Source organism: Streptomyces carpinensis, from assembly GCF_002154505.1.
In the GTDB taxonomy this organism is placed as follows: domain Bacteria; phylum Actinomycetota; class Actinomycetes; order Streptomycetales; family Streptomycetaceae; genus Streptomyces; species Streptomyces carpinensis.
The window spans coordinates 14,292-40,585 of sequence record NZ_MUBM01000007.1; the positions used below are offsets into that span (position 1 = coordinate 14,292).

The window sequence follows — 26,294 nt, forward strand, 5'->3', positions numbered from 1 at the left end:
CGGCCTCACAGTGTCGCTGGTCGACCTGTTCCAAGGCGGTCCGAGGCCAGCTGCGGAGCCTGTGGACGCCCCGCGCAGCCGCCCCCATCGGCGGCGTCCTTCCTGAACTCATCACCGATCAGGCAGTGGCATCCAGCCTCGAACCGTGAGATGGCATGAGGGAGTTCGCCCTCAGGAACCTCGTCCGGACGAACAAGTGCGCGTCAGCGTCACCGCCCCGCCGCGGTGACTCCCCCCACCCGGCGGGTCAACTCCCGTGCCGTCTGCGCTACATGGCCCGCGATCCGATCGCGTTCCGCCTCGTCGGCCGACTCGCCGGGGAAGGTGACCGAGACGCCGGCGATCGGGTGGGCGTGGTGGTCCTGCACGGGCGCGGCGACGGAGGAGAGGCCGGGGGTGATCTCGCCCTCCTCCGTCGCGTATCCGCGCCGCCGCACCTGGGTCAGCAGGCCCCGCAGCGCCGTCAGCGACGCCGGGCCGACTCCGTGCCGCGACACGAAGGCCGACCGGTCCGGGAAGAGCGCCCGTACCTGCGCGGGCGGCAGCAGCGCCAACACCGCCCGTCCACTGGCGGTCAGGTGCGCCGGGAGTCGCACCCCCACCTCGCTGACCAGAGGGGCCCGGCCGGGGGCGCGCTCCTCGATGACGTAGATGACCTCGCGGCCGTGCAGCACGGCGAGGTTCGCGTTGTGCCCGGTACGGTCCACGAGCGTGGCCAGCGGCACCCGGGCCAGCCGCTGGAAGGGTGCCTGGCGCTCGTATCCCGAGGCCAGTTCGAAGGCGCTGACGCCGAGGCCGTAGCGCCGCTCCTCGGGCAGGTGGACGACGAAGCCGTCCGCGGCCAGGGTGTCGAGCAGGTGGTACGTCGTCGAGCGGGGCAGCCCCACGTCGCGGCTGATGGCGGCCGCGGGCACGGGGGCGGCCTGCCGTGCCAGATAGCGCAGGACGGCCAGCACCTGCGCGGCGGCGGGGACGATGCTCATGAGGCGAGCGTAAACGGTGCTGCCGTAAACCGGGCGTCTGGGATACCAGACACTACCTGCCGAGACCCTCTCGCGGACCCCCACCCGCCTGCGGCTTCATAGGGACATGACCGTTGTTGTTGGTGTCGGCGCGCTCTCCGCCGACGAAGTCGTGTCCGTTGCCCGTCTCGGTACGCCGGTGGTCCTTTCCCCGGAAGCGCTCAAGGAAATCGCCCGTAGCCGCGAGGTCATCCAAGCCCTCGCCGACGACGCGAAGCCCCACTATGGCGTCTCCACCGGTTTCGGTGCCCTGGCCACCCGCCACATCCCCGTCGAGCTGCGGGCCCAGCTCCAGCGCAGCCTGGTCCGCTCGCACGCCGCGGGCTCGGGTCCCGAGGTCGAGCGCGAGGTCATCCGCGCGCTGATGCTGCTGCGCCTGTCCACCCTCGCCACGGGTCGGACGGGCGTGCGGACCCAGACTGCGGAGGCCTACGCCGCGCTGCTCAACGCCGGCATCACACCGGTCGTCCACGAGTACGGCTCCCTCGGCTGCTCCGGCGACCTCGCGCCCCTCGCGCACTGCGCGCTCGCCGTCATGGGCGAGGGCGAGGTCCGTACCGCCGACGGCGAGCGCAAGCCCGCCGCCGAGGCGCTTGCCGCCGCGGGCATCGCCCCGGTCGTCCTGGAGGAGAAGGAGGGCCTGGCCCTCATCAACGGCACCGACGGCATGCTCGGCATGCTCGTCCTCGCTGCGCACGACCTGCGCCGCCTGCTGCGCACTGCCGACGTCGCCGCGGCGATGAGCGTCGAGGGGCAACTGGGCACCGACGCCGTCTTCGCCGCCGACCTCCAGGCGCTGCGCCCGCACCCCGGCCAGGGCGACAGCGCCGCCAACCTGCGCTCCCTGCTCGCAGACTCGGCCATCGTCGCCAGCCATCAGGGGCCGGAGTGCACCCGCGTCCAGGACGCGTACTCGCTGCGCTGCTCACCGCAGATCCACGGCGCGGCCCGGGACACCCTCGCCCATGCCGAGCTGGTCGCCTCCCGCGAGCTGGCCAGCGCGGTCGACAATCCCGTCGTCACCCTCGACGGCCGGGTGGAGAGCAACGGCAACTTCCATGGCGCCCCGGTCGCGGCCGTCCTCGACTTCCTGGCCATCTCGGTCGCCGACGTCGCCTCGAACTCCGAGCGCCGTACCGACCGGTTCCTCGACCCCGCCCGCAACCGCGGTCTGAACGCCTTCCTGGCAGACGACCCCGGCGTCGACTCCGGCCACATGATCGCGCAGTACACGCAGGCCGCAATCGTCTCCGAGCTCAAGCGGCTGGCCGTTCCGGCCTCCGCCGACTCGATCCCCTCCAGCGCCATGCAGGAGGACCACGTCTCGATGGGCTGGGCTGCCGCCCGCAAGCTGCGCCGCGCCATCGACGGGCTCGGCCGCGTCCTGGCGGTGGAGATCTACACCGCCGCTCGCGCCCTCGACATGCGGGCGCCGCTGACGCCGGCGCCGGCCACCGCGGCCGTGCGCGACGGGCTGCGCGAGAGGGTCGCGGGCCCCGGCACCGACCGCTGGCTCGCCCCCGAGATAGAGGAGACCGTCCAGTACGTGACCTCCGGCCGCGCCCTCGCCGCCGCGGAGTCCGTCACCGGTTCGCTGTTCTGAGCAGGCTGTGTCCGGCCCGGCCGGACGTGGTGGGCTCGGCTCTCCCGCATCCCGCCGGACGCTGTCCGGAGCGGTTGCTCGCCGTCGCGTGCGATTACCCGCCGTCGCGGCGGGAGGAAAATTCCGCCGCGACGGGGAAGCTGGCACCGCGGGCACGCCTCGCGGATGCGCGACAACGCGCCGGCCGTCTCCGGACACAGCATCGTCCTCCCCCTGGGCCCATGCCCAGGGGGAGGCCTTCGTTTGCCGCTCGATCCGGAAGGAAACCAGATGGCACTTCAGATTCTGCGTGCGGCCGAGAGAACGCCCGCACCGTGGAAGAACGGCGGAGGCGTGACGTCTCAGGTGGCCGCCTGCCCGGAGGGGGCTGGAACCGACGATTTCCTGTGGCGGGTCAGCGTCGCCGACGTCGCGTCCAGCGGACCGTTCTCCGCGTTCGAAGGCGTCGACAGGATCATCACGGTCGTCGACGGCCCGGGTATGGCCCTGACGGTCGACGGGGTCTCCCACGTGATGGCCGCTCCGTACGAGCCCTTCGCCTTCTGCGGTGACGCGGCCACGGAGTGCCAGCTGCTCGGCGGGCCGATCGTCGACTTCAACGTGATGGTCCGGCGTGCCGAGATGACGGCGGACGTGCGGATCGTACGTACCGACACATCGGTACGGCCTGTCGCCGGGACGTGCGTCCTCGCGTTCGTCCTGGAGGGGGCTGCCGTCCTTGACCGGGCACGTGTCCGCCTCGGCCGTCTGGACGCCGCCCTGCTCGGTGAGGGGCATGTCGACGCCGTCAGCGTCGACGGTGTCCTCGCCCTCGTCACTCTCGTGAGCCGCCGCAAGGACTGACCGCCCGGGCGGCCCGGCCCGTCCGCGTCGCGAAAGCCGCGGCCGCCAGGCCGCGGCTTTCGTCGCTTCTCACGGCCTGGCGACCTGTTCGGGGGCGGGCGGTTCAGGCCCCGCCGAGTGCCGCGCTGCGGGCGGTCACCATGCGGTGGACCAGGCGGGCGCCGGCACGCGCCGTGCGCTGGTCCACGTCCAACTGCGGGTTCAGCTCGGCGATGTCGCACACCGCGAGCTTGCCGCTGGCCGCCACGCGGGCGCAGACGCGTTCGATGACGTCCATCGGCACCCCGTAGGCGGCGGGGGCGCTGACACCCGGTGCGACGGCGGCGGGCAGCACGTCGAGGTCGATGCTCAGGTGTACGACGTCGCAGCTCGCGAGGAAGTTGTCCACGAACGTCTCCGTACGCGCGAGATCGAGCAGCCCGCACTCGGTGTCCGGCAGATAACGCACCCCGAGTCGATCGGCGGTTCGGAAGAGCCGCTCGGTGTTGCTCGGCTGGCTGACGCCGAGCACCCAGTAGTTCAGCTCCCGCCCGTGCCGCTCCTCGTCCCTTGCCATCTGCAGGAACGGCGTGCCGGAACTGGGTGCCACGTCGTCGCGCAGGTCGAAGTGGGCGTCGAGGTTGAGCACCCCGAGGCGGCCGCCCCCGCGCATCGCGCGCGTGCGGGCGAGCCCCCGGTAGCTGCCGTAGGCGACCTCGTGGCCGCCGCCCAGCACCATCACCGGGTGACCGCGGTCGACGAGCGCCGCGACGGTACGCCCCAGACGCTCCTGCCCAGACTCCAGGACTCCTTCGCCGTCCCCGGCAACCTCGATGTCGCCAGCGTCCAGGGCGCGCAGCGGTCGTGCAAGCGCCATGGAGGCGAGGGCGCGGCGCAGGGCGGCCGGGCCGTTCGCCGCGCCCTGCCGGCCCTTGTTGCGGCGTACGCCCTCGTCGCTGCGGAAGCCGACGAAGGCGACGTTCCCTGGACCCACCCGGTCCGGGTCGAGGTGGACGGCCTTGTGCCAGCGCGCGTTGTCGGCGCCTGGGCCGTCGTCCCGGCCGGCCCACGGCGCGGCCGGGACGTCCGCGCGCAGGTACGGGGACTCGGTGGCCGTACTCATGACGCGTCGCCTTCCGTCTCCGTCATCGGGATGCGCACGCCGCGCTCCTTGGCCACCGTGGTGGCGTGCTCGTAACCGGCGTCGACGTGGCGGATGACGCCCATGCCCGGGTCGTTGGTCAGCACGCGGGCGAGCTTCTGGGCGGCGAGTTCGGTGCCGTCGGCGATGCAGACCTGGCCGGCATGGATGGAACGGCCCATGCCGACACCGCCGCCGTGGTGGATGGAGACCCAGGAGGCACCGGAGGAGGTGTTCACCAGGGCGTTGAGCAGCGGCCAGTCGGCGATGGCGTCGGAGCCGTCGAGCATCGACTCGGTCTCGCGGTACGGCGAGGCGACGGAGCCGGAGTCCAGGTGGTCGCGGCCGATGGCGATCGGGGCGGACAGCTCGCCGGAGGCGACCATCTCGTTGAAGCGCAGGCCGGCCCGGTGCCGCTCGCCGTAACCGAGCCAGCAGATGCGGGCGGGCAGACCCTCGAACGACACGCGCTCGCCGGCCATGTTCAGCCAGCGGTGGAGGTGCTCGTTCTCCGGGAAGAGCTCCATGATCGCCTTGTCGGTGGCCTCGATGTCCTTCGGGTCTCCGGACAGGGCGGCCCACCGGAACGGGCCGAGGCCCTCCTCGAACAGCGGCCGGATGTGGGCCGGCACGAAGCCGGGGAAGTCGAACGCGCGCTGGTAGCCGGCCTTGCGGGCCTCGTCACGGATGGAGTTGCCGTAGTCGAAGACCTCGGCGCCGGCGTCGAGGAAGCCGACCATGGCCTCGACGTGCTTGGCCATGGACCGGCGGGAGCGCTCGGTGAAGTCGGCGGGGTCCTTGCGGGCCTGCTCGTGCCACTCCTCCACGCTCACGCCGAGCGGCAGGTAGGACAGCGGGTCGTGCGCGGACGTCTGGTCGGTGACGATGTCGATGGGCGCGCCCATGGCGAGCAGCTGGGGGAAGATCTCCGCGGCGTTGCCGGTCAGGCCGATGGACAGCGGCCTGCGGGCGTCACGGGCCTCGACGGCGAGTCGGAGCGCGTGGTCCAGGCTGTCCGCGGCGACGTCGAGGTAGCGGTGGGCGATGCGGCGCTCGATACGGGTCGGGTCGCAGTCGACGCAGATCGCGACGCCCTCGTTCATGGTGACCGCGAGCGGCTGGGCGCCGCCCATCCCGCCGAGACCGGCGGTGAGGGTGATGGTGCCGGCCAGGCTGCCGCCGAACTTCTTGCGGGCGACGGCGCCGAAGGTCTCGTAGGTGCCCTGGAGGATGCCCTGGCTGCCGATGTAGATCCACGAACCCGCGGTCATCTGGCCGTACATGATGAGCCCGCGGGCCTCCAGCGACCGGAACTCCTCCCAGTTGGCCCAGTCGCCGACCAGGTTGGAGTTGGCGATCAGCACGCGCGGCGCCCACTCGCTGGTGCGCATCACGCCGACCGGCTTGCCGGACTGCACCAGCAGCGTCTCGTCGTCCTTCAGCGTCTTCAGCGTACGGACGATGGCGTCGTAGGCCTCCCGGTTGCGGGCGGCCTTGCCGGTGCCGCCGTAGACGACGAGGTCCTCGGGGTGCTCGGCGACCTCGGGGTCGAGGTTGTTCATGAGCATCCGCAGGGCGCCTTCCTGCTGCCAGCCGAGGCAGTTCAGTTCGGTGCCCCGCGGTGCGCGGACGACGCCCGGTGCGCTGGGGGAAACGTTGGTCATGTGCACTCCTCAGAAGAGGGATCGAGCCGTTGTGCCTGCATCACACGGCACCGAACGGATGCGGAGCCAGCCACTCCCGCCGGGTTTCTCGGATCCGAGACGCCTCCCTCGCGTACCGCGGGTTCGCCCCCCTCGCGAGGTCTCCTCTAGGATTTCGTGGAGCAACAGGCGGCGGAGCGGATGACGAGGACGGTGGGCGGCTTGGTCGTGGACCCAGCGGACCTCGGCCGGCTGTACGAACAGCGCGGGGCCGGCTCCACTCCGGCGTATCAGCGCGTCAAGGACCTCGTCGCCCGGCAGATCGCGGACGGCCACTGGCGAGAGGACGACGCCCTGCCGTCGGAGAGCCAGTTCGTCGCGGCGCTCGGCCTGTCCCGTATGACGATCAACCGCGCGCTGCGTGAGCTGGCCACCGAGGGCGTCATCCGGCGGGTCATGGGCGTCGGCAGCTTCGTCGCTCCCCGGAAGGCCAGCTCGGCCCTGTTCGAGGTGCACAACATCGCCGACGAGGTGCGCGGGCGCGGCCACCGCTACGAGGCCCGGGTGCTGTCCGTGCGCGAGGAGCAGGCGGACCAGAAGACCGGCGCCCAGCTCGGCCTGGACGAGGGACAGCCGGTCTTCCACTCCCGAGTGGTGCACTACGAGGACGGGGTGGCGGTCCAGCTGGAGGACCGTTACGTGAATCCGGCCTTCGCCCCCGGTTACCTGGAGCAGGACTTCAGCCTGCAGACGCCCTTCACGTTCCTGTCCAAAGTGGCACCGCTGGGCAAGGGCGAGCACATCGTGGAGGCAGTGTTGGCCTCCGCGGAGGAGTGCGCGATCCTCGACGTCGCGCCGTCCGAGCCGTGCCTGCTCGTGCAGCGCCGCACCTGGTCACGGGACGTCCTCGTCAGCATCGCGCGGCTATTGCATCCCGGTTCCCGTTATCGCCTCGAGGGCACGTTCGACACGCACTGACCAGCGGCGGGCCGCGCCTACGCCGCGGTCGGTTCGCCGCCCGCCCCGTGGCCCGTCCCGTCCCCGGCCCAGGTCCGTGGCGTACGGCCTGACACGGCGGCGGTCAGCCGTGCGGCGCCGTGGCGAAGGATGTCCCGCACCGTGCCCGTGTCGTGCCGGCAGTGGTGCCGGCGCCAGGTGCTGCTGATCGCGGCGACGGGCCGCTCGTTGTGGTCGAAGGCGGCCACCCCCATCGACCGGAATCCCCGGGTGACCAGCTCGACCTCCTCCGAGCAGCCGCGCTCACGTTCCCCCGCCAGTTCGCCGGCCAGTCCCGGCAGCGTCCGCGGCCCCTTTCCCGTGCGGGTCGTCAGGTCGCCGGGCCGGGGAAAGAGCGCTCGGAGCTGCGCCTCGGACGTGTGGGCGAGGATGGCACGCCCGTTGGCCGTCAGATGGGCCGGCAACCGTACGCCGATGTCCGTGACGAGGGCGATGTCGACATCGCCGGCCCGGCCCGCGGGCGGCCGCTCCTTGAGCAGGTACACCGTCTCCGCGCCGTGCAGGATGCCCAGGTGCACCGTCTGGCCGAGGCGGCCGGCGAGGGTGCGCAGGATGGGACGGGCGAGCCGCTCGAGGGGCTCGTGCCGCAGGTAGGCGGAGCCCACCTCGAAGGAGGCGACGCCCAGCCCGTACGCCTGTTCCTCCGGCACGTGGGTGACGAAGCCGCGGTCGGCCAGGACGGTGAGGATGTGGTAGGCCGACGACCGGGGAATGCCCAGGTCACGGGCGATTGTCGCGACCTGTACCAGGCCGGGGCGCTCAGCGAGATGGACCAGGATGTCCAGCGCCCGGCCGACGGCCGGTGACGCACTCGACGAGGACGCCGCACCCGGCGTCGGCTTGCCTCGGCTCATCGGACCACCCCTTGACCGGCCTGTATATGCAGGACTATACAGGCCCCGTTCGTCGTCCCGATTCCCTCGACGAACCGGCGTGGCCCAGACACCGCCCCGCCACCCCTCCGGCGCCCGCTCCGAAAGAGAGGCACACGCTTGCGCACCGAAACGGCCGGATTGAGCAGGGGACTCAGTTCCCGGCACATCCGCTTCATCGCCCTGGGCTCCGCGATCGGCACCGGGCTCTTCTACGGCTCCTCCGAGTCCATCCGGGCCGGCGGGCCCGCGGTCCTGCTGGCCTACCTGATCGGCGGAGCAGCCGTCTTCCTGGTTCTGCGGTCCCTCGGCGAGATGGCCGTGAGCTCTCCGAGCGCCGGCTCTTTCGGGGAATACGCGACAAAGCATCTCGGCCCGCTCGCCGGTTTCACCACGGGGTGGACGTATGCGTTCGAGATGGTGATCGTCTGCGTGGCGGACATCACCGCGGTCGGCGTCTACATGGGGTTCTGGTTTCCCCATGTGCCGCGCTGGATCTGGGTGCTGGCCGCCGTCCTGCTCATCGGCGCGCTCAACCTCGTCAGCGTGAAGGTCTTCGGTGAGCTGGAGTTCTGGCTCTCCCTGGTGAAGATCGTCGCCATCGTCGCGATGATCCTGGCGGGCATCGCCGTGATCGCCCTCGGTATCGACGGCGGTCACGCCCACGTGGGCGTCTCCAACCTCTGGGAGAACGGCGGCTTCTTCGCCAACGGGGCCCACGGCTTCGTCGCCTCCTTCGCCGTGGTCATGTTCGCCTTCGGCGGCACGGAGATCATCGGCGTCACGGCGGGCGAGGCGGAGTCCCCGGAGAAGACCATCCCGAGCGCGGTCAACTCCATTCCGCTGCGCATCATCCTCTTCTACGTCCTGACGCTCGTCGTCATCATGTCGATCAACCCCTGGCAGAACATCGACACCTCGGGCAGCCCCTTCGTCGAGATCTTCGCCGGTGTCGGACTCAAGTCGGCGGCCGCCGTTCTGAACGTCGTCGTCCTCACCGCCGCCCTCTCGGCGATCAACAGCGACATCTTCGCCGCGGGCCGCACGATGTTCGGCCTCGCGGAGCTGCGGCAGGGCCCTGCCGCCATGCGGCGGCTCACCCGCAACGGCGTACCGTGGGTGACCACTCTCGTCGTGGTCGGGGCCCTGCTGCTCGGCCTCCTGATGAACGTCCTCATGCCCGGCGAGGTCTTCCTCGTCATCTCCTCCATCGCGACGTTCGCCACCGTCTGGGTGTGGCTGATGATCCTGCTGACCCACGTGAAGGCACGGCGGAAGATGTCCCCCGAGGAGACAGCGGCTCTGAAGTTCCCGGCCCCGTTCTGGCCGTACGGCCAGATGGCCGCCATCGTCTTCATGGCCACGGTCATGGTGCTGCTCGGCTTCTCCGCGAGCACCCGGGTCGCCCTGGTCGTCGGCGTGGTGTGGCTGGCACTCCTCGCGGGTGTCTACGCCCTCTGGGTCCGGCCGCGCCGTCCCGGCCCCGAGGCCGTCCTCGACACCACCGAGGCGACCAGGGACGACCTGCCGGAACTCGAACTGGACGGATCGGGCAGCGAACGGCGATGACGGCGAACACCGCGCCCGGCGGGTCCCGCACCGCGAACATCCGCCTCGCGACCGTGCCGAACGGCGGCTGGAGCACCGCTCGGCCGCCCGCGGTCACCTTCTGAGCCGCCGCGTCGGCGTCCTCGGCGGCGAAGCACACTGGTCCGGTCCCATGCCGCTGCTCTTCTGAGAGAACGCGGGGTTGCGCCAGGCCCGCCTCCTGGGCGCCGACGGCTCCGCCCCTCGGCATCCGCGCCGCAGGGGCAACCGACCGGACCTGTATCGCGTCATCACCGGTCGTGAGGCCTCGGACGGGTGACCGCACGCGGAAAACCCTGCCGATGGCTGCTCGGCCACCAGTGCCACCTCAGGGTGAGTGCGCTCCGGTCCACGCGCGCCCGGCAGAAGGGTCCGCTACGAAACCCGAGCCGACACCGGCCGTGCCGCAGCAACCGGCGGAGCCGGGGGGCGCGTTGAGCGCCACCCCGGCCCCGTCGGGGCGCGTCCGATCAGGACTTCAACGCCACCGTGAACTCCTGCTCCAGGGAGATGCGTTCGGTCAGGACCGTTGTCACCCCTGTCCCGGCGTCGTAGTACCAGCCGGCTCCGGACGCGCCGAGAGCGGCCGGGGAGTCAGCCCGGTGCAGCGTGCTGCCGCCCAGGGACACCCGGCGCGGGGCCGCGTCCGTGTGGATCGTGAATCGGTACGCCCTGGCAGCGGGTTTGCCCGCGTAAGCGCCCTTGCTCGCACCGACGTTGACCTCGACCCCGTGCCCGTCCTCGTCCATCGTCACACGCTGCGTCGCCGACGCACCGTCGGCGTACTGGCGCGTCACACCGTCGTCCTCGTACAGCGTGTACGAGCTGTGCCCCTGCGGGTACAGGTCCCAGCCCAGCTCGTGTCGGTCACGGGTCTTGTACGACGTCGTGCCCTGCGGCCACATCGGGACGATCGCGCCGTCCCTGACGAAGAGAGGAAGCGTGTCGAGGGGGGCGTGGTAGCCGTTCACCGTGGTCGGGCCCTGATACTTCTTGCCCGTCCAGTAGTCAGTCCAGGTGCCCTTGGGCAGATAGATGCCGTCGCGGGTCTCCGCGTCCTTGTAGACCGGGGCGACGAGGAAGTCGGAACCGGCCAGGTACTCGTACTTGGCGTCGGCACCGAGGGTGTCGGGGTCGTCCGGATACTCCAGGTACAGCGGGCGCACCCCGCCGACGCCGGTCTTCGCGGCCTGGGCGGACAGCGTGTACAGGTACGGCAGCAGGCGCTCGCGCAGCTGCAGGTACTTGCGGTTGATGGACGTGTAGGGCTCGCCGTCCACCCATGGCTGCTGGTTGATCTTCTGGCCGGTGGTGATGTCCCTCGCCCAGCCGTCCATCGTCATGATCGCCGGAAGGAATATCTTGGCCTGGAGGTCGCGGGCGTACATCTTGGGGTCGTGGCGGTAGATGCTGCCCACGTCACCGGTGTTGTACGCGATACCGGACATCGTGGCGCCCGCGTACGTCGGGATCTGCCAGCGGACGAAGTCCCAGGACAGCTTCTGGTCGCCGCTCCACAGGACGCCGCAGCGCTGCGCGCCCGCCCAGGACACCGGCAGCCATACGAACCCACGCGCGTCGCTGTTGTCCTCGATGCCGCTCTTCGCCCGGTCGCAGGCGTCGAGCGCCATGCCGTAGCCGTTGCCGACCCAGGCGACGTCGAGCTTCGCGACGCGCTGACCCGCCTTGACCTGCTCGGCGAGCTTGTCGAGGCCGTTCTGGGTCCACAGACCCATCTCGGCTCCGCGCTCCTGGAGGCCCTTCGCGGTCTCGGCGAGGTCCTCGTAGCCGCAGCCGTAGCCGTCGTTGACCAGCATCCAGCCGAGCGGCATCTGGTTCTGGACGTAGCCGTCCGCGACCTTGAGGGAGTCGAGTGTGTGTCGCTCGCCTTGGTTGGCGTTGTGGAGATAGCAGTCGGCGTCACCCGGTTCGAGACCGTAGACCGGCGGCATGAACGGCTTGCCGACCAGCGACGTGTACTGGCCGATGACCTTCTTCGCGTCACCGAGGAAGTAGTACGCGTCGAGGCGGCGCTCCTGCTGGCCCGTGTGGACCGAGGGGCCGAAGTCGTAGACCCCCGGTGCGAAGGTGTTGCGGTAGACGCCGTAGCCCGCCGAAGAGAGGTAGAAGGGCTGCGAGTTGTTGTATCCGCCCTCGTCCCAGTTGGTGTTGTTGGCGACGTACACCGTCTTGTCGCGGTGCGAGAAGCTGCCGTTCTGCTCGCCGCCGCCGAAGAACTGCTCGTCCTCGGCTCGCGCCAGGCTCTGCCGCATGCCGCCCGTGGACCAGCGCAGCGGCTTGTCCTCCTGCCAGATGCGGGTCTTGTTGTCGGCCTTGTAGAGCCCGAAGCGCAGCGGCTTCTTGTACACGCGCAGGACGGCCTCCGGGGAGCGGATGCCGTAGTACGCACCCGCGTCGAAGGACGACGTGTGCTTCTGCGCGGTGGGCTGCTTGCGGACGATCTGCGTGCCGGCCGGATCGCTGAACGCGCCTGACGGATCGGCCTGGAGCCGTAGTTGACCGCCCGCGAGGAAGTCTGCCTTCGCCTTCAGGTTGCCCGCCGCGAAGGTGTAGCTGCCGTTCCCACCGTCGAAGGACGTCAGGTCGCCCGCGTCGGTCGTCTCGGGCAGATACGCCTTGCCCGTGAAGGAGTTGTCGTGCACGTCGTAAGGGACGACCACGACGTGGTAGGTGCCATTGGCCTTCGGGATCACCGTGGCCTCGGGGTCGGCCGTGCCCGCGCTCGCGGCGACCTGCTTGCCCGCGTCGTCATAGATGTACATGTCGAAGTCGTCGGTGGGCTGCTTCTGCCACTCGATCGAGATCGGGACGCCGGCCTCGGGGTTGTCGTCCCAATAGCCGTCCGGCACCGAGACCTTGAGGTCGAACCTGTCGCAGACCTTGCCATCCGGGTCCTCAGACACGGGCGGACACTTCCCCGGGTCGCCCACGGTTCCCGCGGGGTAGACCGGGCTCTGCCAGGTCACGCTCTTGTGGGCGTCGTCGAGTACGCCGTTCGACGGTGTCGCCGCGCTCGCCTCCTGGGCGGGGGCGGTGAGGAGGGCCGCGCCGAGCGCGGTGACGAGACCGGCCGTGGCGCCTGCCGCCCACCGTGAGCGGTGTCGAAGTCTTCGCCGTATTCCTCGCATAGGATCCATCTCCGCTCAGACCAACCGCTCGATGAGTATTAATGCTTGAAAGCTCGTCGTTGTGAGCACGTTCACGCATCAACATCCACCTTGAGACGCGAACATGTCAACCAGATGAGGGGGGAGCGGAGCGGCGAGCGACGGTGGAAACCCTGCCGGGTGTGGACCACAGCCTGCCTGTGGCGGATTCGGCACGTCCATGGCTGACGAATCACTGCCCGGGTAGCCGGAAAGGCACCACCGCGACAGGACACACCTCGGCCGGTGCACCGGCGGTGCGGTCCGCGGGCTGCCGCGCCTGGTTCAGCGGCCGGGCCCGCCGTCTGTGTGGGGATGCGTGGTGTGGGCGGCGAGTTCGGCGCGCAGGTCTGGTCCAGCGCCGGCGACTTTCCGCTGGCTCGCCGCAGAGCTGGAAACCGACAAGTACGGCCAGAAGTTGCTCGCCGAAGAGCGCGCCGCCGCCGACCGCGCGGTACACGAAGGCGCCCCACCTGGACATGTACGCCCGGGCAGGCGCCGTTCTCGCCCTGGGCGTCAGGCAGGGTTCGCCGAGCGAGAGATCGCCCACCTGGTGCGACTGCGGGGGCCGGCCGCGTCGGCTGCGAGGGGCGATCCGCCACCAGCGTGGTGTTATCGATGCCATGCATCTTCTACTCGCCCCGCCCAAGGCAACCCTCTGCTCCGGACTCGCACCAGGCGGAGCACTCACTTTGCCGCCCGCTCCGAGCGGTTGGCGACTCCACAATTCGATGCTCCGGCGAATTCGAGCGCCCCCAGGTCCTGTTGTTATCGATAACCTTCCCCTACTGTCTTCCCCACTCTCCCGTTCAGAGTCACGAGGAAGCTCCCAGGTGGATCCCATGACCCTGCACCACTCCCGGCGTTCACGGCGCGCGGGCCGGCCAAGATCCGGCGGCGTCGCGGCGACCGCCCTGCTCATCGCCCTGGGCACGTTGTCGGCCGGCGCCCTGCCGGCGCATGCCGGCCCTTCGGACGTCCCGGCGCCGGCTTCTCCGGCGCCTCCGGACAACCCCGCCACACCGGTCGACCTGACCGCTCCGGGCCTGACGGTCCGGGTGGCCAAGGAGTTCCCGCAGGTCATCTCGTACACGATGGGCGGCAGGACACTCGGCGGCCAGGCTCGGGCCCTGGACACCTTCACCATCAACGGCAAGGCGCACACCGCCACCACGGCCATGACGGCGCACGGCAACCAGGCCGTCTACACCTCCACCTTCGCCGATCTGCCGGACCTCACCATCACCTCGACGATCACGGTGACCGACGAGAAGACAGTCGTCTTCGCGGTGAAGAGCATCGAGGGCGCCGCCGCTCCCACCGTCGACCAGCTGGCGATCCCCGACCAGTCACTCGTCTCGGCCGACTCCTCCTCTGCGCACTCCACCCTGGCCCGTACGAAGATCTCGGCGAACTCGACCACCACGGCGGACCAGTTCGTCCCGATCACCGCGGCGACGACCCCGGACAAGGCCGCCGTCGGTACCCCGTACGGCTTCGTGAGCAACGGCGACCTGGCCGCCGGTGTCATCACCAACGCCACCGACGACTCCGCGCAGGACAACAACGACAACTGGAACACCCGCCTGCAGTCGCGGATCCTGGACGCCGGCAACGGCGCCCGGCGCGCGGAGCTGTCCGTCGGCACCTACACGTACGCGCCCCGGGGCGCCACCGACGCGCGGGTGCGGACGTACGCCCTGCCCGAGGCCACCGTCGTACTCGCCGCGGACGCCAACGGCGACGGGCAGGTGGACTGGCAGGACGGCGCGATCGCCTACCGCGCCCACATGACCCGCCCGCTCGGCGCGGACCGCGTGCCCGAGCGCGTCGTGCAGCACATCCCCTTCAACTTCGCCAGCCAGGCGACCAATCCGTTCCTCAAGACGCTCGACAACGTCAAGCGGATCTCGATGGCCACGGACGACCTCGGTCAGTGGGTCCTGGAAAAGGGCTACGCCAACGAGGGGCACGACTCGGCCCACCCCGACTACGGCGGCAACTACAACACCCGGGCGGGTGGGCTCACCGACCTGAACAAGCTCACCAAGGCCGGGAGAGGCTACAACGCCGACGTCGCCGTGCACGTGAACGCCACCGAGGCCTACCCCCAGGCGAAGAACTTCAGTGAGGCTCTGGTCAAGGGCCAGGTCAACGGCTGGGACTGGCTGAACCAGTCGTACCACATCGACCAGCGCACCGACCTGGGCAGCGGGGCGATCCTCGACCGGTTCAAGCAACTCCGCAAGGAGGCCCCGGGGATCAGGACCGTCTACATCGACGCCTACTACTCCAGTGGCTGGCTGGCCGACGGACTGGCCGCGCAGCTGCGGAAGATGGGCTTCGAGGTCGCCACCGAGTGGTCGTACAAGTTCGAGGGCAACTCGGTCTGGTCCCACTGGGCGAGTGACAAGAACTACGGCGGCGCCACCAACAAGGGCATCAACTCCGACATCATCCGATTCATCGCCAACTCCGACCGCGACGTGTGGAACGTCGACCCGCTGCTCGGCGGGAGCAGCATCAAGGAGTTCGAGGGCTGGACCGGACACGACGACTGGAACGCCTTCTACCGAAACATCTGGACGGACAACCTGCCGACCAAGTTCCTCCAGCACTACCAGGTCATGGACTGGGACTTCGGCAAGTCCGCCACGCTCACCGGCGGCGTCCGCGTCTCCATGGTCGACGGCCGGCGCCAGGTGTCCATGGACGGCACGGTCGTGCTCGACGGCGACACCTACCTGCTGCCCTGGGGCGAGGCGAAGGGCGGCAACGCCACGTCCTCGCCGAGCCGGGCCGACAAGATGTACTACTACAGCGGTTCGGGCGGGACGCACACCTTCGCGCTGACGAAGCAGTTCGCCTCGACCGGCAGCTTCACCCTCTACAAGCTCACCGACCAGGGCCGGGTGAAGGTCGGCCAGGTGCGGGCGCACAGCGGCAAGGTGACGCTCACGGGCGACAAGGACCAGCCCTACGTCCTCGCACCCAGCGGGGACCGGGCACCGAACAGGGACGCCCACTACGGTGCGGGCACCGGCTTGACCGACCCCGGTTTCAACGCCGGAGACCTGGACGCCTGGAACCCGCGGGGCGGGGCGGCGCTCGCGCGCACGGCCACCGGCGACAACGTGGTGCGGCTGGGCACCGGCGACGCCTCCGGTGTCTCCCAGCGGGTCACCGGCCTCACGCCCGGCCGGCGGTACACGCTGAGCGCGGACGTCGAGGTCGAAGCCGGGCGGCGCCGAGCCGTCACGGTCGGTGTGACGGGCGAGGGGACGAACGACCGCAACGGTTTCGACACCACTCCACTGCGCAACACGGTGGCGGCCGACGCCAAGCAGGGCACCTACGCGCAGCGCGCGTCCGTCACCTTCACCGCGCCGGCGGACGGCGAGGTCACCGTGGCGATCGCGGCGGCCGCCGGGGACGCGGCGGTCACCGTCGACGACGTGCGGATCATGGCCGACACCTCCACACCGGCACCCGGTGGTCCGGTGATCGCCCACGACGACTTCGAGGGCAACCAGCCCGGCTGGGGGCCGTTCGTGAAGGGCGACGCGGGCGGCGTCACCGACCCACGCACCAGCATCAGCGACCTGCACGCGCCGTACAGCCAGAAGAGCTGGAAGAACACCTACTCGCCCTACAACTCCGGCGCCCTCAAGGACCGGGCGGTGGACGACGTCATCGACGGGAACCACTCGCTGAAGGCCCATGCGGAGAATACGGGACTGGTGTACCGCACGGTTCCCGCCACGGTGCCGTTCGTCGCCGGTCACAAGTACGCGGTGTCGTTCAAGTACCAGACGAACATCGACGGCCAGTGGGCCTGGGTGACGGGCGCGGACCAGGTCGGGGACGGCAAGGTCGTCGCCAAGGACATCACACGTGACACGCTCGCACCGGCGCTGGACACCGCGGCGTACACCAAGGAGATCGTCGCCGGCTGCGGCGACACCTGGGTCGGCCTGCGCAAGCTCGGCGGCGCGGCGGGCGCCGACATGGTGCTCGACGACTTCGGCGTGAGGGATCTCGGGCCGGTCAGCGGCGGCGCAGCCTGCGCGAGCGTGACCACCCCGGCCGGCACCGACCTGAGCCCCGGCGTGCCGGGCGAGTACGTCACGTCGTTCACCAACAACGAAGAGACCGACGCCACGAACGTCGCCGTGAAGCTGGACGGCCTTCCGGCCGGCTGGACGGCGATGGTCAAGGACCGCGACGGGAACCTGTTCGAGCGCGTGAAGCCGGGCGCGACCGTCGGCACCACCTGGATCCTGACCCCGCCGGCGAGCGCGGCGGGCACGTCGGCGACGTGGAAGGCCACGGCCGTCTACGACGACTCCGGCGTCACCAAGACGGTGTCGGCGGAGGCCAAGGCCACGGTGGCCAGCGTGCCGGTCCTCTCCCCCGGCTCGATGCGGGCGAGTGCGGACTCGGAGAACCTCTCCTCGGGACAGGCGGAGGGCCCGGTGTCCAATGTGCTGGACGGTGACCCGGGCACCATCTGGCACACCGACTACACCAACTCGCAAGCTCCGTACCCGCACTGGGTGACGCTGCAGCTCGGCGGTCCGGCCGACGTGAACGGTTTCGGCTATCTGGACCGGCAGAGCGGCGGACAGAACGGCCGTGTGGCGGGTTACGAGGTGGCCGTGTCCGACGACGGCAGCACCTGGACGACAGTCGCCAAGGGTTCTCTCGTCGACTCGCCGCAGATGCAGCAGATCTCCTTCCCCTCGGTGCGCGCCTCGTACGTGAAGTTCACCGCACTGAGCGCACTCAACGGCCAGCCCTTCGCGGCCGCCGCCGAGATGCGCGTCTACGGCACCCCGGTGGACCTGCCCACCGGCTACCCCCCGGCCGACCGGCCGTAGCACCACCTCCGAGGCCTGCCGCGACCGGCTTGTTCGCCACCGGTCGCGGCGGGCCTCTTTCCCCGTGCGGCCGACCGGCGGGCGAGCACCCGCTCCAGCTGTGGCCCACGAGGACGAGTCTCCTTCCGGCACCGGCCTCGTGCAGGACGCGGTCCAGATCGCGGAGTGCTTCGTCGGCCGATGCCTCCGCGGGGCCACCGCTGCTGCCGTCGCCCGCCCGGTCACAGGCGACGACCTGGGTGAAGTCGGCGAGGCTGTCGAAGACCAGGCCGCTCACGCTGCTGGAGTCGGCGATGCCGGCCTCCGGGACCACGGTCGCCTCGCCGCGGCCCGCGCGGGTCCAGTGCAGATCTCGGCCGACGCGGGTGACGGTACCTCCGTACGGTCGGCGAAACACGAACTACTCCCGCTTCGCGGGGCGTTCGCGGTGCGCCTGCTCATGGTTCCGGCTCTCGTTCGAAGCGGCGGTCGGCGGCCAGGTCGGCCGCCGTCCAGGCCATCGCGATGGCGCCGTCGAGCACTGCCCGGTCCGCGGCGGGCGTGATGCAGGCGGCGGTGAACTCGGGTTGGTGGTTGACCGCGCCCGGGCAGTCCAGGCCGAGCATGGGATGGATGGTCGGCAGCACGTGGGAGACGTTGCCCATGTCCGTCGCCGCGCCGACGATGCCGCCTGCGGGCAGGTCGGGGAAGGTCCGGCCGAGCTTCTCGGCGTTGGCCCGGTAGAAGGCCAGCAGGTGCGGGTCGGGGCGCAGGTCGGCGTAGTCCGGTCCGGTCGGCTCGATGGTCAGCGTGCACCCGGTGGCCAGGGCCCCGGCTTCGAAGCAGCGATGAACGCGTGGCGTGAGCTGCGTCAACGCCTCCTGGGTGGTGGAGCGCACGACCCAGCGGCCGCGGGCACGGTCGGGGATGACGTTGGCGGCCGATCCCGCCTGGGTGACGATCCCGTGGACGCGGTCGTCGCCGCGGATCTGCTGCCGGAGCAGTCCGATGGCGACCTGGGCGATCGTCATGGCGTCCGCGGCGTTCACCCCCTGCTCGGGCCAGGCGCCCGCGTGGGCGCCCTTGCCCCGGTAGTCGACTTCGAACTGGGAGACGGCGAGCCCCGGCATCGCGGCCATCTCGGTCGCCGCCGGGTGGACCATCATGGCGGCGTCGAGCCCGGCGAAGGCGCCGCGTTCGAGCATCAGGACCTTGCCGCCTCCCCCCTCCTCCGCCGGGGTGCCCAGGACGGTGACCGTCAGGCCGAGGTCGTCCAGGACGGGGGCGAGGCCGATGGCGGCGCCCACGGCCGCGGCGGCGATGATGTTGTGGCCACAGGCGTGACCGATGTCGGGCAGCGCGTCGTACTCGGCGCAGATGCCGACGTGGATGGGGCCGGTGCCCAGCGTGGCGCGTACGGCGGTGGGCAGGTCGTAGCAGCCGTGCCGGACGTCGAAACCGGCCGCGCTCAGCGCGTCGGCGACCCATCGGCTGGCCTTGACCTCCTCGAACGCCGGCTCCGGTTCGGCATGGATGCGGCGGGACAGGGCGATCAGCCGATCGCTCTCGTCTCCGATCCGGCGGGCGATGCGCCGCTTGAGGGCTTCGGTCGTGGTCATCGCCCGGTCCCCTGCTCCGCGGGTTGCGCACGATGAGCGAGGTGCACCGACACGGGGCGGGTGGCGGCGTCGTAGGCGGCCCGTGAGCCGGTCGCACCCATGCCGCTGTCGCCGGCCGGCTCGTACAGGCGCTCAGGGCCGCCGCCCTGCCACTGGTTCACCCACACCACTCCGGCGGGGAGGCGCTCGGCGGCGGCGATGTGGTCCGGGTTGTTCGTGTAGACGGTGGCGGCCAGACCGAACCTGGACCGGGAGGCGTGCCTCAGGCCGTCCTCGAAGGAGTCCACGATCATCACCGGGGCCACCGGACCGAATGTCTCCTGGGTCATCACCAGCATGGTGTCGTCGACGCCGGTGAGCACCGTCGCGGGGTAGAAGAAGCCCTTGCCGTCGGGAACGGTGCCACCGATGAGGACCTCGGCACCGCGCTCGGCGGCGTCGGTGACGTGGTGGTGGACGATGTCTCGCTGGCGCTGGTCGACCAGCGGCCCGAGGACCGTCCGGTCGTCGTGTCCGTCGCCGAGGGTCTGTGCGGCCGTGGCGGAGACCAGCGCCTCGATGAACGGCTGTGCGATGGCGCGGTGGACATAGATGCGTTCCATGGACGTGCAGATCTGGCCGGAGTTGACGAAGGCTCCGAAGGCGACCGCGGCCGCGGTCTGTTCCGGATCAACATCGGCGTCGATGACGACCGGGTCCTTGCCGCCCAGTTCCAGCACGGAGCGGTGCAGGAGCCGGCCGGTCTCCGCACCCACCGAGCGGCCCGCTGCCACGGACCCGGTGAAGTGGACCAGTTGGACCGGCTCGCTCTGCACCAACGGGGCACCGGCCCGAACGTCGCCGAGCACGAGGTTCGCCACTCCGGCGGGCAACCCGGCCAGCTCGAACAGGCGCGTCACCGCCATCGGCGCCCGCTCAGACGGCTTGACCACCACGGTGTTGCCGGCGGTCAGGAGCGGTCCGAGGGCGCCGAGGACCATCGGAACAGGAAAGTTCCACGGTGTGATGACAGCGACCGCGCCGAGCGACCGCCGTACGATCCTGGTGTTGCTCCCACCGGGGCCGGGCACGGTCTCCTCGAACTCGTACTCGAGGGCTTGACTCGCCGACGCACGCAATCCCAGCGCCGCGCTCTCGATGAACATCTGTCCGAGTCCGACCGGCTTGCCCATCTCCTGGCACTCGAGTTCCGCGAGTTCCGCGGCGTGCTCGGTTACCGCATCCGCCCACCGGTTGAGCAGGTCGATCCGCTCGGTCAGCGGCAGCGCCTCCCAGGAAGTATGCGCGGCGACGGCGGCGTCGACGGCCCGGCACACGTCCTCGGCGCAGCCGACCGGGCAGCGTGCGACGACCTCCTCGGTGGCCGGGTTCACCAGGTCCTGGAAGGCCCCGCTGCGCGAGTCCTCCCAGACTCCTGCGATGTGATTCTGCAAGGTCTTCATCAGCGCGATGTCCTTTGTGACGACCGTGGTTCGACGGTCCTTCGACGGTGGGCGGAGGCGGTCGGCCGAACAGGCCGGCCCCTAGTCGAGCCGGTCCGCCATCAGCTCGCCGACCATGATCGAGGTCAGGTTGGTGTTGGCGCGGGGTACGGCGGGGAAGATCGACGCGTCCACCACCCGGAGCCGCTCGACGCCGAGCACACGGCAGGAGGGGTCGACGACCGTCGTCGGCTGAGCAGGGTCGCCCATCCGGCAGGTGGAGGTGCCGTGTTGGGCGTCGACGACACCGGCGAGCAGAAAGTCATCGAGCTTGGCGTCGTCGTCGAGCACGGCGAAAAGTGCCGGGTTGTGGGTCTCGATGTCGTCGCGGACGATGGCGGAGATCGCTGAGCCGCGGGCGAGCTCGGCGAGGCTTCGGACGCCATCCCGCAGGCGCGACAGATCGCGGGCGTCGGACAGCATTCGCTCGTGGACCTCGGGCTGGGCTGTGGGATCGGTGGAGGTCAGCGTCAGATGGCCGCGGGAGAAGTTCTGGTTCAGCCACACGCCGACACCGCCGGCCGGCAGGCGGGTGTCGGCAGCCGCCATGGACAGCACGTTCTGGTTGAGGGAGACCACCATCATGTCGCCCATGGGCGCGCCTGGTTCGCTGGTGTAGCGCACGCAGACGTTGGTGTGGCGGTCGTCCGGCGTGCGGATGGCGTCCTGCTCGGTGAGCGGCAGCTCTACGACGATCATCGGGTGGTCCTGCAGCCCGCGGCCGACCGGGAGCTCCGCCCGTACGTCAAGGCCGAGGGCGCACAGCTGCTCGGCGGGACCGATGCCGGAACGCAGGAGGATCGCGGGCGAGTGGATCACTCCGGCGCTGAGCACCACCTCGTCGGCGTACTCGGTCACGGATCGGCCCTCGACGAGCAACCGCACTCCTACGGCGCGGTCGCCTTCGAACACGACCGTGTCGACGAGGGCTCCACCGCGAATGGTCATACCGCCCGAGTTCCGGCCCGGCTCCAGGTAGGCGTCGTTGACCGAAACCCGTCGGCCCGCCCGGGAGTTGATCGGGTAGGGCGAGACGCCGATGGCACCCGGAGCGTTCACATCCGGCGCCCAGCCGTGGCCGGCCGCGAGCGCCGCCTCGTACAGTGCGGCGTCCACTCCGCCCCAGCCCTCGGACGGCATGCGGAAGATCGGCGTCGGCCCGCCCCGGCCGTGGTAGGGCTCGTCCCCGAACTGCTCGTCGTCCTCGAGCCGGGCGAAGTACGGCAGAACGTCATGGGGCGACCAGCCCAGGCAGCCTGCCGCCACCCAGTCCTCGAAGTCCTCCATCGGCGGCCGTATCGCGATCTGCCCGTTGATCGCGGAGCTTCCCCCTGCTCCGCGGCCCCGCCAGTACGGCGCCTGCGGCTGCCTGTCGGTGCGAGCCGCGTTCAGCCCCGTCCACACCAGATCCTGCGCCGCGGTCGCATCGAGCAATGCCCGGGCAGGGTTCGGCGACCGCCAGACCTCCGCCATCTGTGCGGAGCGGTAGTCGGGCCCCGCTTCGAGCAGAAGCACACGCTTGCCGCGCTGGGCCGAGCGGGCGGCCAGGGGAGCCCCTGCCGATCCCGCGCCCACGACAATCAGATCCCAGCCGGTAGTGGACACGCCGCACCTCCGGTAGTCGAATCAGCGAAGGTCCCGGCGCACCGCTCGGGCCGCTGTGACAGGTAGACTGCATGCGGCCGAAAGTTCAGTCAAGAGTGAACGTTCATTGATTTCCGAACCATGGAGGTACGAGTGTCGGAGGTGAGCGGCGCCGAGCCCGGCGAGAAGGCTGCTCTGGTCGAGGACTTCGGCCTGCACGTGGGGCAGGCGATGGGCTGGCCGCCCATGGCCGGCCGCGCCGCGGGCGTGCTGATGCTCAGCGACGCCCCCATGACCCTGGAGCAGCTGATGAAGGCGCTGGGGGCGAGCAAGGGCTCGATCTCCGAGACGACGCGCCTACTCATCACCAACGGCACGGTGGAACGCTACAAGCCGTCCGGTTCACGGCAGTTCGTCTATCGCTGGCGCGACGACGCCTGGATCGGCTGTCTGCAGCACCAGCTCGAGCAGACGATGCAACTGCTCGCCCTCGCCGAACGTGCGCAGGCGCACGCCCGGGACCTCCCGGCCGAGCAGCAGCGGCGGGTCCAGCAGATGCGCGAGTACTACTCGTTCATGGTGGAGCGGCTCCAAGGACTCCTCTCCGACTTCACCACGCGATCGCAGGGCGCGGACGGCCGCCCCTGATCCGCCGGCTCGCCCGCAGCCGGGGGCTCCCCCTGAGCGGCTCCCCGGACGGGGCCCCACCGGCGGGTGCCCTCCCCGGACCCTGCGTCGAGGCTTTCACCCAGGGCGGCGATCGCGGCGGGGCCGTGTCAGGCGGCGAGGAGGGCAGCACGCACCAGCAGGCGCCGCATCACCGTGTCGAAGTCCTGCGCCGGGAGCGCTCGGTGGAGCCGCTCGCGGTCGACGCCGACTCTGCCGCCGACCATAGCGGTGGCACCAGGTGCGGCGTCCAGGATGTGCCAAACCTCGGTCTTGCCGTTGTACCGGCCCTCCAGGCGGCGGGCGATGGCGTCGTCGGCGTGCGGATGGACCGGCCGCGGCCCGGTGGCATCGATGAACTTGGCCAGCACCAGGAGGTGCGGCCCACACCAGCCACGTCCGACCAGTTCGTCCGGGTATCCCTCGACCAGCTGCCGCAGAGTGCGCCAGCCAGTGGCCCCTCGGCCACCGTCGCACCCAACCCTGGCCGTCCACGTCGCTGACCTCGCAGGTCTCGGCGACCGGGGCGTCGGGCAGGCCGGCGCGGCCCTACCGGTCGGCCAGGGCGCGGCCGCCGAACGCGTGCCGCTTCACAGGGCGGTCAGCCGCACACCGCGGGCATCAGGTAGTCGAACAGCTGAGACACAGCGGTGTTGAAGCCGACTCCGGCTTTGAGCGTCGGTTCGCGAGGCCACATGCGGGGCTGCCGCCTGGTTCGTAAGGTGATCCGGACGCCGCGGGCTTCAAATCCCCCTGGAGGGGCACCTCACAGCGAATGGGTGCCCTTCTCGCGCTGACCTCCGCCGTCTGTTACGGCATCGTCGACTTCGCCGGCGGGATCCTTTCCCGCCGCGCCCCCTTCACCGCAGTCACGCTTCTGGGTCAGCTCGGCGGGCTGCTGCTCGCCGCGGTGGCCGCCCTCCTCGTCCCGGCCTCCTCCGTTCACTCGGCCGATCTGTGCTGGGGAGCCTTGTCCGGTGTCGGCAGCGCCGCCGCCATGCTGTTGCTCAACCGTGGGCTGAGCCGAGGTGCGATGAGCGTGGTGGTCCCTGTCAGCGCCGTCACGTCCGTGGTCCTCTCCGTGCTGGGTGGAGTTCTCCTCCTCGGCGACCGGCCCACACCCGTGGCCTGGACGGGCATCGCTGTCACGGCGCCCGCCCTGTGGCTGGTTTCCGGCGGGCGGAGCACCTTCCCGGAGAGCCCGGATGCGGCCACTGGCCGAGGCACGCCGGACGGCCTGTGGGCGAGCGCGGGAGTCGCCGTGCAGTACTTGGCGCTCGCACAGGCCGGACCCTCCAGCGGATTGTGGCCGGTGGCCGCGGGCCGTCTCGCCGCCGTCGCGGTGCTGCTGCCGACCGCCGGGCGCCACCTCCGTGTGCCGCCGATGCGCAGTGCTCAGGCGTTACTGACCGGAGCGGGCGCGGCCCTGGCACTGAGCCTGTACCTGCTCGCCACCCAACGGCAGATGCTCGCGGTCGCCGTCGTCCTCGCCTCCCTGTACCCGACCCTGCCCGTGATCCTGGGACTCGCCGTGCTGCACGAGCGGGTGGACCGGCGGCAGGCGGCGGGCCTGCTGGGCGCGGCGGCGGCCACCGTGCTGCTCGCACTCGGCTGACTCACGGACCCTGTGGCCCGGATGGTGGGCACCGATGCTTCCGAGCGGGCGACGGTTCGCGGACCGATTCGAGGAGCCGGCGGTGATCCATGCCGAGGCGCGCCCAGGCGATGGCCGGCGGTGCGTTCGTTGAACCGCAGGTCCTGGTCCGCGAGTTCGAGCGCGATCCGGCGAGAAGGAGCGGGCGTTCGCATGTGTCACTGGAGCACCTCGGTGCTTCGGCCCACCGCGATCACAGAGCGGAGAAACAACCCGATGAGCAACGCGACAGCGATCAGGAGCCCGCTTGCCCACAGCGGCCCGAGGGTCCCGGCTCCGGTGCTGAGGGTGGTCGCAGCGACGAGTGGTCCGACGGCGGCGCCGACGTTGAGGGCGGCGGTCGCGTAGGAGCCGGCCATGGTGGGGGCTCCGGCCGCCTCGTACAGGACCCGTGTGATCAGCGTGCTGCCCAGCGCGAACGACAGCGCGCCCTGCACGAACACGAGAGACAGCAGAGCGACCGGCTGGTCGGCCAGCACGGCCAGGGCCGGCCAGCCGGTGAGCAGCAGCGGGCCGCCGACCGCGATGACCAGGTCCGGACGCTGGTCGGACAGCCGTCCGGCGACGGCGACGCCGACGAAGGAACCGACCCCGAAGAGCACCAGGGCGACAGAGATCCACAGCTCGCCCAGCCCGGCGGTGTCGGTCACCACGGGGGCGAGGAACGTGAAGCTCGCGAAGGTCGCCGCGTTGACCAGTGCGCCGAGCAGCATGACCAGGAGCAACCGCGGATTCTTGAGCTGTGCGAGCTCCGCTCGCAAGGTCGGCCCGTCGGGCTCGCGTTCCTCCATCGGACGTGCCGGGATGCCCGCGAGGATGCCGATGGCTGCGGGCAGACAGAGGGCGGCGACAGCCCAGAACGTGGCCCGCCAGCCGAGCAGTGTGCCCAGTAGCGATCCTCCTGGCACGCCGACGATCGTCGCCACCGTGGTGCCGGACAGCAGCACGGCGAGCGCGCGTCCCTTGTTGCCTGGGAGGACGAGCGCGGCGGCGGTCGTCAGAGCTACGGCGAGGAACCCGGCGTTCGCCAGCGCTGCGACCACCCGGGTCGCAAACACGAGCGGGAAGCTCGAGGTGGCAGCGCCCACGGCGTGGGCGGCCGAGAACACGAGGGCGAATCCGAGCAGGCTGGACCGTCCCGGCCGGTTGCGGGCAAGCCCGGCCATGAGTGGCGCGCCGACGATCATTCCGATCGCGAAGGCCGGGGTCAGCATGCCTGCCGTCCCGACAGTGACGTCGAGGTCCGAGGCGATGTCCGGCAGAAGGCCGGCGAGCATGAATTCCGAGGTGCCCATGGCGAAGACCGCCATGGCAAGCAGGTACAGCGGGAGAGGCATCGAGTGGCTCCGAGGTGAGGAGAAGCGCGAGAAGGTCATCTCGTCACCGCGGCCAGCCCCCGAGAGCACACCCGTACGACCGCAGAATGCGACGCGACGACAGGGCTTACGGGGCTCAGTGGTTCAGGGGCTGACGGCGTGACCGAAAGCCCCCACCTTGTCCGACTCAGGACTCGACATGGCCCGCAGGGTACCCGACCGACGCCCGTCGAGGCACCCC

The 26,294-nt window shown here is 70.7% G+C and carries 17 protein-coding genes; 7 read left to right on the top strand and 10 right to left on the bottom strand.

What is annotated here, in order from left to right; all coding sequences use genetic code 11:
* Positions 1–209: 209 nt before the first annotated feature.
* On the bottom strand, positions 210–983 hold the full coding sequence (locus BZY54_RS00835; RefSeq protein ID WP_086722386.1) for an IclR family transcriptional regulator: 774 nt from the start codon (positions 981–983) through the stop codon (positions 210–212).
* A 106-nt stretch (positions 984–1,089) separates the two neighbouring features.
* Between BZY54_RS00835 and hutH the strand changes: the two genes are divergently transcribed.
* Positions 1,090–2,625 (top strand): histidine ammonia-lyase, encoded by a 1,536-nt coding sequence (hutH, locus tag BZY54_RS00840; protein ID WP_086722387.1) that lies wholly within the window; start codon positions 1,090–1,092, stop codon positions 2,623–2,625.
* 270 nt (positions 2,626–2,895) lie between these two features.
* Positions 2,896–3,468 carry a HutD/Ves family protein gene (locus BZY54_RS00845; RefSeq protein ID WP_086722388.1) on the top strand — a complete coding sequence of 191 codons (573 nt, stop codon included), beginning with the start codon at positions 2,896–2,898 and terminating at the stop codon, positions 3,466–3,468.
* A gap of 103 nt (positions 3,469–3,571) precedes the next feature.
* Here BZY54_RS00845 and hutG read toward each other — a convergent pair whose 3' ends face one another.
* Both hutG and hutU read right to left on the bottom strand, forming a co-directional pair.
* Positions 3,572–4,570, bottom strand: coding sequence for a formimidoylglutamase (hutG, locus tag BZY54_RS00850; protein WP_086722389.1), 999 nt, complete (start codon positions 4,568–4,570; stop codon positions 3,572–3,574).
* A complete protein-coding gene (gene hutU, locus BZY54_RS00855) occupies positions 4,567–6,252 on the bottom strand; it encodes a urocanate hydratase (protein WP_086722390.1) in 1,686 nt (561 codons plus the stop codon). Before hutU ends, hutG begins: the two co-directional genes overlap by 4 nt.
* 156 nt (positions 6,253–6,408) lie before the next feature.
* Between hutU and hutC the strand changes: the two genes are divergently transcribed.
* Positions 6,409–7,209: a histidine utilization repressor gene (hutC, locus tag BZY54_RS00860; RefSeq protein WP_244216880.1), complete on the top strand. Its 801-nt coding sequence runs from the start codon at positions 6,409–6,411 to the stop codon at positions 7,207–7,209.
* A 17-nt stretch (positions 7,210–7,226) separates the two neighbouring features.
* On the opposite strand, the gene BZY54_RS00865 is transcribed toward hutC, so the two are convergent.
* Positions 7,227–8,102 carry an IclR family transcriptional regulator gene (locus BZY54_RS00865; RefSeq protein WP_086722392.1) on the bottom strand — a complete coding sequence of 292 codons (876 nt, stop codon included), beginning with the start codon at positions 8,100–8,102 and terminating at the stop codon, positions 7,227–7,229.
* Positions 8,103–8,240: 138 nt separating this feature from the next.
* Here BZY54_RS00865 and BZY54_RS00870 point away from each other — a divergent pair, with 138 nt between their 5' ends.
* The gene (locus BZY54_RS00870) at positions 8,241–9,689 is read left to right on the top strand and encodes an amino acid permease (RefSeq protein ID WP_086722393.1); all 1,449 of its coding nucleotides are present in this window, start codon (positions 8,241–8,243) and stop codon (positions 9,687–9,689) included.
* Positions 9,690–10,177: 488 nt separating this feature from the next.
* On the opposite strand, the gene BZY54_RS00875 is transcribed toward BZY54_RS00870, so the two are convergent.
* Positions 10,178–12,856 (bottom strand): glycoside hydrolase family 31 protein, encoded by a 2,679-nt coding sequence (locus BZY54_RS00875; RefSeq protein WP_425276248.1) that lies wholly within the window; start codon positions 12,854–12,856, stop codon positions 10,178–10,180.
* Positions 12,857–13,716: 860 nt separating this feature from the next.
* Between BZY54_RS00875 and BZY54_RS00880 the strand changes: the two genes are divergently transcribed.
* A complete protein-coding gene (locus BZY54_RS00880; protein WP_086722394.1) occupies positions 13,717–17,754 on the top strand; it encodes an endo-alpha-N-acetylgalactosaminidase family protein in 4,038 nt (1,345 codons plus the stop codon).
* A gap of 437 nt (positions 17,755–18,191) precedes the next feature.
* Here the strand turns inward: BZY54_RS00880 and BZY54_RS00885 are convergent, their stop codons facing one another.
* The 3 genes from BZY54_RS00885 to BZY54_RS00895 all read right to left on the bottom strand — a co-directional run bounded on the left by BZY54_RS00885 (position 18,192) and on the right by BZY54_RS00895 (position 22,438).
* Positions 18,192–19,352: a M20 family metallopeptidase gene (locus BZY54_RS00885; RefSeq protein ID WP_086722395.1), complete on the bottom strand. Its 1,161-nt coding sequence runs from the start codon at positions 19,350–19,352 to the stop codon at positions 18,192–18,194.
* Positions 19,349–20,794: an aldehyde dehydrogenase family protein gene (locus BZY54_RS00890; RefSeq protein ID WP_086722396.1), complete on the bottom strand. Its 1,446-nt coding sequence runs from the start codon at positions 20,792–20,794 to the stop codon at positions 19,349–19,351. Before BZY54_RS00890 ends, BZY54_RS00885 begins: the two co-directional genes overlap by 4 nt.
* 81 nt (positions 20,795–20,875) lie before the next feature.
* Positions 20,876–22,438: a GMC family oxidoreductase gene (locus BZY54_RS00895; protein WP_086722397.1), complete on the bottom strand. Its 1,563-nt coding sequence runs from the start codon at positions 22,436–22,438 to the stop codon at positions 20,876–20,878.
* Positions 22,439–22,570: 132 nt separating this feature from the next.
* Between BZY54_RS00895 and BZY54_RS00900 the strand changes: the two genes are divergently transcribed.
* Positions 22,571–23,065 (top strand): GbsR/MarR family transcriptional regulator, encoded by a 495-nt coding sequence (locus BZY54_RS00900; protein ID WP_244216881.1) that lies wholly within the window; start codon positions 22,571–22,573, stop codon positions 23,063–23,065.
* A gap of 128 nt (positions 23,066–23,193) precedes the next feature.
* Here BZY54_RS00900 and BZY54_RS52040 read toward each other — a convergent pair whose 3' ends face one another.
* Complete coding sequence (locus BZY54_RS52040; protein ID WP_208640505.1) at positions 23,194–23,454, bottom strand: cupin domain-containing protein; 261 nt, start codon at positions 23,452–23,454, stop codon at positions 23,194–23,196.
* Positions 23,455–23,858: 404 nt separating this feature from the next.
* On the opposite strand from BZY54_RS52040, the gene BZY54_RS00910 reads away from it, so the two are divergent.
* Positions 23,859–24,698 (top strand): GRP family sugar transporter, encoded by an 840-nt coding sequence (locus BZY54_RS00910; RefSeq protein WP_086722399.1) that lies wholly within the window; start codon positions 23,859–23,861, stop codon positions 24,696–24,698.
* 197 nt (positions 24,699–24,895) lie between these two features.
* Here BZY54_RS00910 and BZY54_RS00915 read toward each other — a convergent pair whose 3' ends face one another.
* Positions 24,896–26,074 carry a Cmx/CmrA family chloramphenicol efflux MFS transporter gene (locus BZY54_RS00915; RefSeq protein ID WP_086722400.1) on the bottom strand — a complete coding sequence of 393 codons (1,179 nt, stop codon included), beginning with the start codon at positions 26,072–26,074 and terminating at the stop codon, positions 24,896–24,898.
* Positions 26,075–26,294: the final 220 nt, after the last annotated feature.

Coding starts and splice junctions, on each gene's coding strand:
- BZY54_RS00835 (WP_086722386.1), bottom strand. CDS start 983: ATGAGCATCGTCCCCGCCGCCGCGCAGGTGCTGGCCGTCCTGCGCTAT.
- hutH (WP_086722387.1), top strand. CDS start 1,090: ATGACCGTTGTTGTTGGTGTCGGCGCGCTCTCCGCCGACGAAGTCGTG.
- BZY54_RS00845 (WP_086722388.1), top strand. CDS start 2,896: ATGGCACTTCAGATTCTGCGTGCGGCCGAGAGAACGCCCGCACCGTGG.
- hutG (WP_086722389.1), bottom strand. CDS start 4,570: ATGAGTACGGCCACCGAGTCCCCGTACCTGCGCGCGGACGTCCCGGCC.
- hutU (WP_086722390.1), bottom strand. CDS start 6,252: ATGACCAACGTTTCCCCCAGCGCACCGGGCGTCGTCCGCGCACCGCGG.
- BZY54_RS00865 (WP_086722392.1), bottom strand. CDS start 8,102: ATGAGCCGAGGCAAGCCGACGCCGGGTGCGGCGTCCTCGTCGAGTGCG.
- BZY54_RS00875 (WP_425276248.1), bottom strand. CDS start 12,856: ATGCGAGGAATACGGCGAAGACTTCGACACCGCTCACGGTGGGCGGCA.
- BZY54_RS00880 (WP_086722394.1), top strand. CDS start 13,717: ATGACCCTGCACCACTCCCGGCGTTCACGGCGCGCGGGCCGGCCAAGA.
- BZY54_RS00885 (WP_086722395.1), bottom strand. CDS start 19,352: ATGACCACGACCGAAGCCCTCAAGCGGCGCATCGCCCGCCGGATCGGA.
- BZY54_RS00890 (WP_086722396.1), bottom strand. CDS start 20,794: ATGAAGACCTTGCAGAATCACATCGCAGGAGTCTGGGAGGACTCGCGC.
- BZY54_RS00910 (WP_086722399.1), top strand. CDS start 23,859: ATGGGTGCCCTTCTCGCGCTGACCTCCGCCGTCTGTTACGGCATCGTC.
- BZY54_RS00915 (WP_086722400.1), bottom strand. CDS start 26,074: ATGCCTCTCCCGCTGTACCTGCTTGCCATGGCGGTCTTCGCCATGGGC.